At 67.1% G+C, this 12,922-nt stretch carries 14 protein-coding genes; 9 read left to right on the top strand and 5 right to left on the bottom strand.

Annotated features, from left to right (window positions below; all coding sequences use genetic code 11):
* Positions 1-128: 128 nt before the first annotated feature.
* Positions 129-1,151, bottom strand: coding sequence for a LysR family transcriptional regulator (locus tag SB751_RS17330; RefSeq protein ID WP_211943878.1), 1,023 nt, complete (start codon positions 1,149-1,151; stop codon positions 129-131).
* Between the two features lie 303 nt (positions 1,152-1,454).
* Here SB751_RS17330 and SB751_RS17325 point away from each other — a divergent pair, with 303 nt between their 5' ends.
* Positions 1,455-1,829 (top strand): response regulator transcription factor, encoded by a 375-nt coding sequence (locus tag SB751_RS17325; RefSeq protein WP_144197332.1) that lies wholly within the window; start codon positions 1,455-1,457, stop codon positions 1,827-1,829.
* A 29-nt stretch (positions 1,830-1,858) separates the two neighbouring features.
* Here SB751_RS17325 and SB751_RS17320 read toward each other — a convergent pair whose 3' ends face one another.
* The 3 genes from SB751_RS17320 to xseA form a co-directional block, all read right to left on the bottom strand.
* Positions 1,859-2,533 (bottom strand): response regulator transcription factor, encoded by a 675-nt coding sequence (locus SB751_RS17320; protein ID WP_144197331.1) that lies wholly within the window; start codon positions 2,531-2,533, stop codon positions 1,859-1,861.
* A 185-nt stretch (positions 2,534-2,718) separates the two neighbouring features.
* Positions 2,719-3,297: a superoxide dismutase gene (locus tag SB751_RS17315; protein ID WP_144197330.1), complete on the bottom strand. Its 579-nt coding sequence runs from the start codon at positions 3,295-3,297 to the stop codon at positions 2,719-2,721.
* A gap of 157 nt (positions 3,298-3,454) precedes the next feature.
* Positions 3,455-4,840: an exodeoxyribonuclease VII large subunit gene (gene xseA, locus SB751_RS17310; RefSeq protein WP_246118942.1), complete on the bottom strand. Its 1,386-nt coding sequence runs from the start codon at positions 4,838-4,840 to the stop codon at positions 3,455-3,457.
* A gap of 1,087 nt (positions 4,841-5,927) precedes the next feature.
* On the opposite strand from xseA, the gene SB751_RS17305 reads away from it, so the two are divergent.
* From SB751_RS17305 to SB751_RS17275, 7 genes are all read left to right on the top strand, one after another.
* On the top strand, positions 5,928-6,548 hold the full coding sequence (locus SB751_RS17305) for a MotA/TolQ/ExbB proton channel family protein (RefSeq protein WP_144197329.1): 621 nt from the start codon (positions 5,928-5,930) through the stop codon (positions 6,546-6,548).
* Positions 6,549-6,564: 16 nt separating this feature from the next.
* Positions 6,565-6,996: an ExbD/TolR family protein gene (locus SB751_RS17300; protein ID WP_144197328.1), complete on the top strand. Its 432-nt coding sequence runs from the start codon at positions 6,565-6,567 to the stop codon at positions 6,994-6,996.
* Between the two features lie 188 nt (positions 6,997-7,184).
* Positions 7,185-8,309 (top strand): tetraacyldisaccharide 4'-kinase, encoded by a 1,125-nt coding sequence (gene lpxK, locus SB751_RS17295; RefSeq protein ID WP_211944087.1) that lies wholly within the window; start codon positions 7,185-7,187, stop codon positions 8,307-8,309.
* A complete protein-coding gene (locus SB751_RS17290) occupies positions 8,290-8,502 on the top strand; it encodes a Trm112 family protein (RefSeq protein WP_092298073.1) in 213 nt (70 codons plus the stop codon). Before lpxK ends, SB751_RS17290 begins: the two co-directional genes overlap by 20 nt.
* Before the next feature lie 11 nt (positions 8,503-8,513).
* Positions 8,514-9,323: a 3-deoxy-manno-octulosonate cytidylyltransferase gene (gene kdsB / locus SB751_RS17285; protein ID WP_211944086.1), complete on the top strand. Its 810-nt coding sequence runs from the start codon at positions 8,514-8,516 to the stop codon at positions 9,321-9,323.
* Between the two features lie 313 nt (positions 9,324-9,636).
* On the top strand, positions 9,637-10,302 hold the full coding sequence (gene adk / locus SB751_RS17280; RefSeq protein WP_250025070.1) for an adenylate kinase: 666 nt from the start codon (positions 9,637-9,639) through the stop codon (positions 10,300-10,302).
* Positions 10,303-10,457: 155 nt separating this feature from the next.
* On the top strand, positions 10,458-11,216 hold the full coding sequence (locus SB751_RS17275) for a 3-hydroxyacyl-CoA dehydrogenase (RefSeq protein WP_144197324.1): 759 nt from the start codon (positions 10,458-10,460) through the stop codon (positions 11,214-11,216).
* Between the two features lie 12 nt (positions 11,217-11,228).
* On the opposite strand, the gene SB751_RS17270 is transcribed toward SB751_RS17275, so the two are convergent.
* Complete coding sequence (locus tag SB751_RS17270) at positions 11,229-12,020, bottom strand: helix-turn-helix transcriptional regulator (protein WP_250025069.1); 792 nt, start codon at positions 12,018-12,020, stop codon at positions 11,229-11,231.
* Positions 12,021-12,144: 124 nt separating this feature from the next.
* Between SB751_RS17270 and SB751_RS17265 the strand changes: the two genes are divergently transcribed.
* Positions 12,145-12,918, top strand: a complete 774-nt coding sequence (locus SB751_RS17265) for a class I SAM-dependent methyltransferase (RefSeq protein ID WP_144197322.1) — start codon at positions 12,145-12,147, stop codon at positions 12,916-12,918.
* Positions 12,919-12,922 lie beyond the last annotated feature (4 nt).

Raw genomic sequence — 12,922 nt, 5'->3', positions numbered from 1 at the left:
TGCGTCAGCATATACCAAGGTGAACCGGACGCCATGGGGTGTGCGCTGGCCGGTACAGCGGAACGCGCAGGCCAGCGGGGAGGCCGGGCCCGGCGTGATGGCGCATGCGCAATCGATCACATTTTGCGTCAGGCCGCCAGCCGCTCCGGGGCGGCGTCGCCTCCGGCCAGCTGGAGCAGGTCGAGCGCGCGGATCTGCTCGGTCATGAAATCGACGAACACCCGGATGCGCGTGGGCAGGTGCTGGCGGCACAGGTAGCTGATGTAGTGGCCGCGGTCGCTCGGCACATGCTGGTGCAGGGCCATGACCAGTTCCCCGCGCGCGAGGTAGTCGGACACCTGGTGCGCCGGCATCTGGGCGATGCCCCGGCCATCGCGCACGGCCTGGAGCACGAGGTCGGCATCGTTGAAGGTCAGCCGGGCGGTCGGCAGCACCTTGCGCAACTGGCCGTCCACCTTGAATTCCCACTCGGCCACCCGCCCGCCGGTAAAGCGCTGGTTGATGCAGTCGTGCTGGCCGAGTTCGTCCAGCGTGGCCGGCAGGCCGCGCTTCTGGACATAGGCCGGCGCCGCGCAGACCACCATCTGCATCGGAATCAGCTGCTTGGCGATGATGCTGGAGTCCTCGATATAGCCGTCGCGGAACGCCACGTCGACCTGGTCGGCAGCGAAGTTGGCGGGCCGGTCATCGAGCAGCAGATCCACCGAGATCTCGGGGTAGGCCTCGGAGAACTTGAGCAGCAGCGGCGCCACCACCTTGCGGCCGAAGCCCACGGTGGAGCAGACACGCAGCATGCCGCGCGGCGGGCCGTTGCGCAGGTCGAGCATGTCGTTCATGGCGCCGACGATCTGGGTCACGCCGAGGTTGCAGTTCTCGAAGAAGCGCTCGCCCTCGCGGGTCAGGTTCGTGGTGCGCGTGGTGCGCAGGAACAGGCGGGTGCTTAGCTGCTCTTCCAGTTTCTGCACGCTGCGGGAAACCGCCGAACGGCCGATGCCCAGCCGCTCGCCGGCGCGGACAAAGCTGCCCTCCGTGGCCACCGCCATGAACGCGATGATGCCGGCGTAGCTGGTGGCGAAGCAGCTGGACAGCGCGTCGGCGCGATTGGCCGTTCCCACGCGAAAACCACACTGAGATGTCACCGTCTGATGCATTTGATGGCCCCCCTATCAAGCGTGCCGGCAGTCTGCGGGTGCACTGCGCACTCGCACCGGCCATGACACAAGGTTACGTGCCGGAGGGGCGTAAAACTATTCTGCGGACGGGTAGCGGCACGTCCTACCTAGGATGCGCAACGTCATACTCGGGTATTACCCGAGGCCATCGGGCGAGGCGTAATACGTTTGTATAATGCTCCGCCGCAGGCATGAGCGCTACGCTGGAAACGTCAACACATTCATGCGCAGGTGCACGCCTGCCGCGTGCCATTTCCATCCCCAAGGGTCGAGGTCGATCTTTTGTCTTCTGATCAGATTGTGTCGATTGTCGACGATGAAGAGGCGGTCCGCCTCGCGACGGAGAGCCTGGTGCGCTCGTTCGGCAGGCAGACCCGCCTGTTCGCATCGGCGGAGGAGTTCCTGCAATCGGACCTGCTTGCCGTCACCGCCTGCCTGATCTCCGACGTGATGATGCCCGGCATGTCCGGCGTGGCGATGCATGAGCGCATCCTGTCGCTCGGCCATGCGCCGCCGACCATCTTCATCACCGCCTTCCCCACGGCAGACCTCAAGGCCCGCGCGGCCGAAAACGGCGCGCTGGCCGTGCTCGACAAGCCGGTGGACCCGGACGCCATCGCCCACTGGCTCAGCGTGGCGCTGGACCTGCCATCGTAAATCGACGAATTCTGGAGCGTTGCGCCCGCTCAGGCCGGCTTGCGCGGCTGCGGCTGGACGCCCAGTGACTCGGCCTTGCGGACCAGATCGGCCACCGAGCGCGCGCCCATCTTCTTCATGACCCGGCCACGGTGGATCTTCACGGTGACTTCCGTGAGATCCATCTCATAGGCAATCTGCTTGTTCATCAGGCCGGCCACCACGAACACCAGCACCTCACGCTCGCGCGGGGTCAGCGATTCGTAGGCCGTGCGCAGGCCCGCCACCGACTGCTCGGCGGCCAGCCGCTCGCCGTCACGGGCCAGGGCGTTGGCCACCGCGTCCAGCATGTCCTGGTCGCGGAACGGCTTGGCGAAGAAATCGACCGCGCCAGCCTTCATGGCCTTCACCGTCATCGCAATATCGCCATAACCGGTCATGAACACGATCGGCATGCGCACGCCGCTCTTGGCGATCTGCTCCTGGAAGGCGAGGCCGCTTTCGCCGCGCAGCCGGACATCGAGAATCAGGCAGCTTGGCGCGTCATGCTTGGTAAAGGCCAGGAATTCCTGCGACGATTCGAAGGTCTCCACGCGCAGGCCGGTGGAGCGCAGCAGCCCGCTCAGGGCGAGCCGGACCGCCTCGTCGTCATCGACCACGTAGACCACGCGCTCCTTGCTGTCCCGCGGGCTTTGGGCCAACGTCGATTGCGACCACGCACTCATCTTGCCTCCTGGGATTACTACCGCCTGTCACCTTCGCTCTTCTCGCTATTGTAGGAGATTTACTATGTGCAGGCGTTGCCGCACGGGTGTTCCCGGGCGGGGGCCGCAGACGCAAAAAAGGCCCCGTGACGGGGCCTTTTCCTACCGCCTTCGTGACGAATTTGTCACGCTTGCGGAACCTGGATTCAGGCGAAGTTCTGCGACGCGAAGTCCCAGTTCACCACGTTCCAGAATGCCTCCACGTACTTCGGACGGGCATTGCGGTAGTCGATGTAGTAGGCGTGTTCCCACACGTCGCAGGTCAGCAGCGGCTTGGCGTCAGTGGTCAGCGGCGTGGCGGCGTTGGAGGTGGAGACCAGGTCCAGCGAACCGTCGGTCTTCTTCACCAGCCAGGCCCAGCCGGAGCCGAAGGTGCCCACGGCGGTCTTGGTGAACTCTTCCTTGAACTTGTCGAACGAACCCCACTTGGCGTTGATGGCATCTGCCAGCGCACCGGTCGGCTGGCCACCGCCGTTGGGCTTCATCGATTCCCAGTAGAACGTGTGGTTCCACACCTGGGCAGCGTTGTTGAAGATGCCGCCCGACGACTTCTTCACGATGGCTTCCAGCGTGTCGTTCTCGAACTCGGTGCCCTTGATCAGGTTGTTCAGGTTCGTGACGTAGGTCTGGTGGTGCTTGTCATGATGGAACTCCAGGGTCTCCTTGGAGATGTGCGGAGCCAGGGCATCATGCGCGTACGGGAGCGGGGGGAGCTTGTGTTCCATTGTTCTGTCTCTAGGTTTGGGGTGGGGAGTTGCCGATTGTAGGTGACTTGCCAGACCCGCGCAAACGCGGGCGGAATGCCCCCTGGACTCATGTTAGTTTGCGCGGAAGACAATGGCGGGTCGATTGAGAATCAGTCCCATCCCGGCCCGGCAGGACTCAAAATGCCGCCAGCTTGGCCTGCACGCCGGCGATCTCCAGATCCGCCACGCCGTCGGCCAGATGCGCCTCCACCACGCTGCCGGCGCGCAGTTCGGCCGGCGAGCGCAGCGCCCGGCCACGCTGGTCCAGCAGCACCGCGTAGCCTCGCTCCAGCGTGCGCTGCGGCGCCAGCAACTCCAGCGCGCCGGCCACGCGGCCCAGCCGCTGGCTCTCGCGCTCGTGGCGGCGCACGGCGGCGGCTTCCAGCCGCGCGGCCAGCCGGCCCAGGTCGGCCTGCGCAGCCGCCACGTCGGGGCGGCACGCGCGCCAGCGCATCGCCAGCACGTCCTGCCGATGGCGCTGCGCGGAGACCGTGTCGCGCAGGGCTGCACGCAAGTGCCGGGCCAGATTGTCGACCCGGGCGCGCCGCTCCTGCAACTGCGCCTGCGGGCTGCGCAGCCGCCGCGCCAGCCATTCCAGGTGCTGCGCGCGGCGTTCCATCTGCCGGTCGAGGGATTGCGCCAGCGCATCGCGCGCGCGGCGCACCGCCTGCAGCAGGTGCGCGCGGTCCGGGCTGACCAGTTCCGCCGCGCCCGTGGGCGTGGGGGCGCGCACATCGGCCACGAAGTCGGCAATCGTGAAATCGGTCTCGTGGCCCACGCCGGACACCACCGGCACCGCACTGCGCGCAATCGCGTGCGCCACCACTTCCTCGTTGAACGACCAGAGATCCTCGATGCTGCCACCGCCCCGGCACAGGATCAGCACGTCGCATTCGCGCCGCGCACTGGCAATATCGAGCATGGCGGCGATCTTCTCCGCCGCGCCGGCGCCCTGCACCGGCACCGGATAGACGATGACCGGCACATGGGGCGCGCGGCGCTGGAGCGTGGTCAGCACGTCGCGCATGGCCGCGGCCTGGAGCGAGGTGATCACGCCAATCGTGCGCGCGTGGCTCGGAATGGGTCGTTTGCGTTCGGTATCGAACAGACCGGCCTGGGCAAGTTTTTCCTTGAGACGCAGGAAAGCCTCGTAAAGATTGCCCATGCCGGCGCGGCGCATCGCCTCCACGCCCAGTTGCAGCTCGCCGCGCGCCTCGTACATCGACACCAGCGCGCGCACTTCCACCGCCTCCCCTTCGCGCGGGGCGAAATCCACGTGCTGGTTGCGCCCCCGGAACATCACGCAGCGGATCTGCGCGCGGGCGTCCTTGAGCGAGAAATACCAGTGGCCGCTCGCCGCACGCGTGAAGTTTGAGATTTCTCCCCGCACCCAGGCCAGCGGAAAGCTGCGCTCGAGCACGCCGGCAATCGCATGGTTCAGTTCGCTGACCGGGATCACCTCTCGGGTCCGCGCGGGCATGGCGGGCGGCAGGTTGCGCGGAACGTTCTCAAAGTCGGGCATGGCGCACGGCCGCACAGGCGGCGTGGAATGGACATGTCCACAGCATACCCGCTGTGTCAAGTGGTTCACCCCGCGCCGTGGTGATCGCTCGGATTGCCGCATCCATCCGTACAAGCCTTTGATTCTTATGAGGAATCGGGTCGGACCAAAAAACAGGCAATGTAAGAGAAAACCTTACGCGTCAACGACTTACGGCCAGCGACCGCATCTTGTTCACAAAGTTATCCACAGAAGTTCTGGATAATCGATTTGTCAAGCGTTTTGCCTGTGGAGAACTTCTGCCGCTGCGCGCGGCTTGCGCTACAGCAACAGGTGGCGGGAATGGTGTCGCCCCACCCTCACCGCAATGCCGCAGCGCACCAAAACTGCCTGATTTTTCAGCAATCGCACGAAAACCTATATTGATCAATGACTTAGACCGCTTGTCCGGCGCTTATCCACAGCCGATCCACAGTACTGTCCCGCATCCATGTGGAAAGCGGTCGACTTTCGTCGCGCGGTCGGTGCGAGGGGCCGCTTCGGCCACCTTCCTCCCCCCAATCACGCGTTTGCCCGGTTTTTAGGCAGGACCTCGATCCCCGTTATGGATCAACGGCTTAGGCCGCTTCTCAGAACGCTGTCCACAGCGGGTCCACAGTCCTGTCCCGCCCGGCTGTGGACAGTGGCGCCGCGCCGGCATCCGCGCTCCCGCGCCGCCGGGGTGCATCGCGCACCCGCGGCGTTTGCCTGCTTTTTATGCAACACTCCGGACACCCTTTCCAATCAAGGGCTTAGCCCGCTTTTCAGGCAGCTTTCCACAACCCGTCCACAGCACTGTCCCGCGCCAATGTGGAAAGCCGCACAGACAGCCGCACAGACAGCCGCACAAGCCGCCTGGGGCGGGCCGATGCGCGCCTGAGACAGCACGCGCGCGAGTGTCTTGCCGCGCGCCGAGGGGCGGGTTAGAGTGGCGCCTGCATTTTTCGAGCATTGCCGCGGCGCGCCGGTCCATCGGTGCGCAACAAAGGCTGCCGCGCATTGGCGGTACCGCACCGGTACCTCGCTGTCCGTTTCGGGTCTGTTGGTTCTGTAGATTTCGGGGGTCCACGTGTTTTCCATCATTCAAGCGGCCGGCTGGCCGATCTGGCCACTGCTGCTCGCCTCGATCATTGCCCTCGCGCTGATCGTCGAACGTTTCCTCACCCTCAAGCGCAGCAAGGTGCTGCCGGCCCGCCTGTACGAGGAGGCCCTGTCGGCCGCCCAGCAGCGCAAGGCCACGCCCGAGGTGGTGAACAATCTCGAAAAGAATTCCCCGCTGGGCCGCGTGCTGGCCGCCGGCCTGCGCCATGTGGTGCTGCAGCCGCATACCTCGCGCGATGCCGCCAAGGATGTCGTCGAGGAAGCCGGCCGCGCCGTGGCGCACGAGCTGGAGCGCTACCTGAACGCGCTCGGCACGATTGCCTCGGTGGCCCCGCTGATGGGCCTGCTCGGCACCGTGATCGGCATGATCGAGATCTTCGGCAGCCAGGGCGGCACCGGCGCCAACCCCGAGCAACTGGCACACGGCATCTCGGTGGCGCTGTACAACACCGCTTTCGGCCTGATCGTGGCCATTCCGGCGCTGATCTTCTGGCGCTACTTCCGCCGCCGCGTGGACGACTACGTGGCCGAACTGGAATTCCGCGCCACCACGTTCCTCGACGCGATCCTGCCCCAGCGGCGGGCCTGAGCCGCGGGGGGCCGCCATGCATTTCCGTTCCCGCCAGCGGCGCGAGGAGCCCGAGATCAACCTGATCCCGCTCATCGACGTCCTGCTCGTGATCCTGATCTTCCTGATGATCACGACCACCTATTCGCGCTACACCGAGCTGCAGATCCAGCTGCCGACCGCCGACGCCGAGCGGGCCCAGCAACGGCCGAGCGAGATCGTCGTGTCGGTCTCGGCCCGTGGCGTCTACTCGGTCAACAAGCAGGTGCTCGAACAGAAGGACGTGACGAGCCTGGCCGACCAGCTGCGCAACGCGGCCGGTCCCATCGGCAATGGCCCGCCGCCCGTGGTCATCGTCAATGCCGATGCCCAGGCGAGCCATCAGGCCGTTATCAATGTGATGGAAGCCGCACGTGTGGCCGGTCTGTCGCGCCTGACCTTTGCCACGCAGAGCACCCAGCCGCGCTGACCTGAGGTTGCATCCCCAGCGGCCCACGCCGGCGGCGCCGGGCCGCTGGTGTACCTGGTGTACCATCCGCACCGGGCTTGCGGCGTGCGCCGCGCAATGCCCATAATGTCTGCATACTGATCGATGGGGCGCCAGCCGGCGCGCCGTTGCCGAATTCCGTCCGCCCTATCGTCGCCTCCGCCGCCCGCATGCCCGCTCCCCGACACGCCGTAGCCGACTTCGTCACCGCCCAGTGGCAGCGCCGCGGCTGGTTCGCGTGGCTGCTGTGGCCGGCCTCGCTGCTGTTCGGCCTGATTGCCCGGGTGCGCCGCCACGGCTACCTCAACGGCTGGTTCCAATCCACGCGGATGCCGATGCCGGTGATCGTGGTGGGCAATGTCACGGTGGGCGGCACCGGCAAGACGCCGGCCGTGATTGCGCTGGCGCGCGCGCTGACCGAGGCGGGGCTGCGGCCCGGCGTGGTCTCGCGCGGCTATGGCGTGTCGCTGAAGCATCCGCGCCGCGTGAAACCCACCTCGCAGGCCAGCCAGGTGGGCGACGAACCGCTGCTGATCGCGCGGGCCACCGACGTACCGGTCTGGGTCTATCCGGACCGCGCGCTGTGCGCGCAGACCATGCTGGTGTCCCACCCCGGCGTGAACGTGCTGCTGCTCGACGATGGCCTGCAGCACTACAAGCTCCAGCGCGACTTCGAGATCGTGATGTTCGACACCCGCATGGGCGGCAACGGCATGCTGCTGCCGGCCGGCCCGCTGCGCGAGCCGCTGACCCGCCCGCGCGACGCCACGCTGATCAACGACCCCCACTTCCGCGCCACGCCGGACAAACCCGATGTCTACGGCATGCGCCTGGAACTCGACGATGCCTGGCAGCTGAGCGACCCGGCCATGGTGCGCCCGCTCTCCGCCTTCGCGGGGCGGCGCGTGCTGGCCGCGGCCGGCATCGGCAATCCGGAACGGTTCTTCGCCAGCCTGCGCGGCGCCGGGCTCCAGCCTGCCACGCTGCCGCTGCCGGACCACTACGACTTTGCCGAGGACCCGTTCGCGGACCACCCGGCGGCGCTCGATGCCGACGTCATCCTGATTACCGAAAAGGATGCCGTAAAATGCGACCGCTTCGACGACCCGCGCATCTGGGTCGTCCCCACCACGCCCGTGATCGACGCGGGCCTGATCGACAAAATCCGCCGCGCCGTGCAGGCGCGCAACCCGGCTCTCGCCACGCCCGTCACCGTGGGGCAAGCCGCCCCCGCAGCAAACGGGGCGACGACCGGGCTCGACAAGGAATCCCACGATGGACAACCGGCTGCTTGAAATCCTCGTCTGCCCGCTCTGCAAGGCCAAGCTCGAATACGACCGCGCCGCGCAGGAACTGATCTGCCACGCGGACAAGCTGGCCTACCCCATCCGCGACGGCATTCCGGTCATGCTGGCCGATGAAGCCCGCCAGACCGTGCCGGGCCGCGTGGTGCCCGTGGAGCCGTCCGCCCCGGCCGCTGGCAACTGAGTTTTCCCGCGATGAGCATTCCCGCCTTTACCGTCGTGATTCCGGCCCGGCTCGCCTCGACGCGCCTGCCGAACAAGCCGCTTGCCGATATTGGCGGGCACCCGATGATCGTGCGCGTGGCCGAACGCGCCCACGCCTCGTCCGCGCGCCGTACCGTGGTGGCCACCGATGCCGCCGCCGTGGCCGAAGCCTGCGCCGCGCACGGTGTGGAGGCGGTGATCACGCGCGCCGACCATCCGTCCGGCACCGACCGCCTCGCCGAAGTGGCCACCCTGCTGGGCCTGGCCGACGACGACATCGTGGTCAATGTGCAGGGCGACGAACCGCTGATCGACCCGAACCTGATCGACGAGGTGGCGCTGTATCTGGCCGCCCATCCCGATTGCGCGATCGCCACGGCGGCGCATCCGCTCGATGACGTGGCGGAGGTGTTCAATCCGAACGTGGTGAAGGTGGTGTGCGACAACCTCGGCCGGGCGCTGTATTTCTCGCGCGCGCCGATTCCGTGGGCGCGCGACGCCTGGACCGCCGTGCCCACGCAGCCGGCGGCCAGCGCCACCGTGCCGCTGCCGGCCATGCCGGTGCTGCGCCATATCGGCCTCTATGCCTACCGGGCTGGCTTCCTGCGCCGGTTTCCGACGCTGGCCGTCGCCCCGATCGAGCAGACCGAGGCCCTGGAGCAGCTACGCGCGATGTGGCACGGTGAGCGGATCGGTGTGCTGGTGACGGCGGCGGCACCCGCCCCCGGCGTGGACACCCAGGCCGACCTCGAACGGGTGCGCGCCCTGTGGGCCGGCAGCGTGGCGCAGGAAGGTCCGTGACAGTATTCCTGCACGGAAGTTCATACTGCTGCAACCTGAACGGAATCCGAACCGTACTGCCCGTGGCATAATGCTTGCCGATACAGAGCCCGTGGGCGCGTGTGCAACGCGTCCGCACAAGGCTCGGTGGGGAGATAGAGAAAGCGAGCCAGACCGTGAGCCCCGCTGCCATTCGGCAGCCGAGTGCGCCCGGGCGCCAACCAAGACGTGACGCCGGCATTACCCGCCGGCGTAAGTCCTGCGTCAAGTTGCGGCGTTACCCTCCTTCGATACCCCCGCAAGACCGAATTCAAATTGTTCTGAGGACCCGTAAATGCGTTTGATCCTGTTGGGCGCACCTGGCGCCGGCAAAGGCACGCAAGCCAAGTTCATCTGCGAAAAGTTCGGCATTCCGCAAATCTCCACGGGCGACATGCTGCGCGCCGCGGTGAAGGCCGGTACGCCGCTGGGCATCGAAGCCAAGAAGGTGATGGACGCGGGCGGGCTGGTGTCCGATGACATCATTATCGGCCTGGTGAAGGACCGTCTTAAGGACTGCGACTGCGAAAAGGGCTATCTGTTCGATGGCTTCCCGCGCACCATTCCGCAGGCCGAGGCGATGAAGGAAGCCGGCGTGGCCATCGACTACGTGCTGGAGATCGACGTGCCGTTCGACGCCATCATCGAGCGCATGAGCGGCCGCCGCGTGCACGTGGCCTCGGGCCGCACCTATCACGTCAAGTTCAACCCGCCCAAGCAGGACATGCTGGACGACGTGACCGGCGAAGCGCTGATCCAGCGCGACGACGACAAGGAAGAGACCGTGCGCAAGCGCCTGGACGTGTACTCGCAGCAGACCCGTCCGCTGGTCGACTACTACTCGAACTGGGCCGCCAACGGTGATGCGTCGGCCAAGGTGTCGCCGCCCAAGTACCGCAAGATCGTGGGCGTGGGCGATGTGGACAAGATCACGGCCTCCGTGTTCGAAGCGCTGAAGTAAGCGCGCCACACCGCTGCACCCGAAAAGAAAAGGCGACCTCCGGGTCGCCTTTTTTCGTTCGTGCCTTCGTTTTTTCTCCCCCGGCTTTCCCATAACGCTCAATTTACGTTAACGTAAACGGCAATCTGACCACAGCAAACCAAGGAGACAGGCGGATGGACATCCAGAACAACGTATTCATTGTCACCGGCGGCGCATCGGGGCTGGGCGCGGGCACCGCGCGGATGCTGGCGCAAGCCGGTGGCAAGGTCGTCATCGCCGACCTGAACGAGGCGGCTGGCACCGCGCTGGCCGAGGAACTGGGCGGCCAGTTCGTGAAGTGCGATGTGGCGTCCGAAACGGATGGCCAGGCGGCTGTCGATGCGGCGCTGAAGCTGGGCCGGCTGGCCGGGCTGGTCAACTGCGCGGGGATCGCCGTGGCGGCCAAGACGGTCGGCAAGGATGGCCCGCACCCGCTCGCCTCGTTCGAGAAGACCGTGCGTGTGAACCTGATCGGCACGTTCAACATGATCCGGCTGGCCGCCGCCGCCATGGTGCGCAACACGCCGGACGCCGATGGCGAGCGCGGGGTGGTCATCAACACCGCCTCCGTGGCGGCGTTCGACGGGCAGATTGGCCAGGCGGCCTACGCGGCGTCCAAGGGCGGCGTGGTCGGCATGACGCTGGCCATCGCCCGCGACCTGGCGCGCGACGGCGTGCGCTGCATGACCATCGCCCCGGGCCTGTTCGAGACCCCGATGCTGATGGGCATGCCGCAGGAAGTGCAGGACGCGCTCGGCCGGATGGTGCCGTTCCCCCCGCGTCTGGGCCGCCCGGCGGAATACGCGAAGCTGGTGCACGCCATCGTCGTCAATACGATGATGAACGGCGAGGTGATCCGCCTCGACGGCGCGATCCGGATGCAGCCGAAGTAAGTAACAGCGCTGCTACGCCGCCGGCAGCAGCATGCCGAGCATCAGGCCCGGCGCGGCCGGCGGCACCATCGTCAGTTGTTCGAAGGTAAGCAGGCCGCGCGTCGGGTGATGAAACCCGCGCCGGCCGCCCTGGCGCTCCTCCACATCCTGCGAGGCCCAGGCCGTGCGAAACGCCGCGCTCTCCGCCCGCAATCCCTCCACCAACGCCCGCGTCGGCGGGTCTTCGGCATGGCGCAGGCTGTGCACGCGGAACTCCGCCACCAGCCGCGCCGCCCGGTGCGGCCAGTCCTCGACCAGCGCCTGCAAGGCCGGCGACAGGAACATCGCGCGCATCAGGTTGCGCTCCGTACTGGCCGGATCGAGCCAGCCGACAAACAGGTTGGCCGCCGCCGCGTTCCACGCCAGCGCATTCCATTGCCGATCGAGCAGATAGGCCGGCCCGGCGATGGCGTGCACGCTGGCCAGCAGCGCGGGCGGCACGGCCGGCTCGGCGTCATCGCGCGGCGCGGGACGCCCCGCCAGCGCGAACAGGTAGGCGTGCTCGGCGCGCGAGAGCCGCAGCGCCAGGGCCAGGCTGGTCAGCGCGCGGGCGGACATCGACACCGGCCGGCCCTGCTCCAGCCACGTCACCCAGGTGGCGCTGAGACCGGCCAGTTGCGCCACTTCCTCGCGGCGCAGGCCCGGCGTGCGGCGCCGACGTCCGGGCGGCAGGCCCACATCGGCAGGGGTGAGGCGCTCCCGGTGGGCGCGCAGGAAGGCGCCGAGTTCGGCTTCGCGCGATGAGGGTGTCGATGGCTCGGACATAGTGGTGCTTCTTATACCAGGATAAATTGGTCACTTGTACCGGGAAAACGTGCCGTCTACAGTACGTGAACCCTTGGGCCCAAGGCAAGTTTTCTCCCGTCCAAATAGAACAATGAGGCACCCCATGCAGCAGCAGGAACTCGTCGCGGCGCAGTTTGGCGCCACCGCGCAGGCTTATCTCACCAGCGCGGTCCACGCCCAGGGCGCGGATCTCGACCAACTCAAGGCCGCCCTCGCCCACCTGAAGCCGGTGGGCCACAGCCGCGTGCTCGACCTGGGCTGCGGCGCCGGCCATGCCAGCTTCGCGGCGGCGACGCAGGCCAATACGGTGGTGGCGTACGACCTGTCGCAGTCCATGCTCGACGTGGTGGCAGGCGCGGCACGTGAGCGAGGACTGACAAACATCACCACGCAGCAGGGCGCGGCCGAGACGCTGCCGTTCGCCGATGCCAGCTTCTGCGCCGTGGTCTCCCGCATGAGCGCCCATCACTGGCGTGACGTGCCCGCCGCGCTGCGCGAGATCCGCCGCGTGGTGAAGCCGCAGGGCAAGCTGGTGATGATCGATATTGCCGGCGCCGACGATCCGCTCTGCGATACGTGGCTCCAGTCGGTGGAGTTGCTGCGCGATCCGTCACACATCCGCGACTTTTCGCCCACGCAGTGGGCGGCGCTGTGCGAGGCGGCGGGATTCGACGTGACGGTGTCGCCGGTCTGGCGCATCGAACTTGATTTCGATACCTGGGTGGCGCGCATGCGCACGCCCGAGGTGGCGGTGGCCGCCATCCGCCATCTCTGGCAGCAGGCGCCCGCCGAGGTGCGCGAGCACTACCGGGTACAGCCGGACGGCGGCTTCTCGCTGGAGGCGGTCATGGTGACCGCCACGCCGCGCATCGGATAAGGCT

Source organism: Cupriavidus sp. SIMBA_020, assembly GCF_046535395.1.
GTDB lineage: Bacteria > Pseudomonadota > Gammaproteobacteria > Burkholderiales > Burkholderiaceae > Cupriavidus > Cupriavidus campinensis.
Note: the sequence above shows the minus strand (reverse complement) of the source record. Positions and strands in the feature narration are given on the sequence as shown.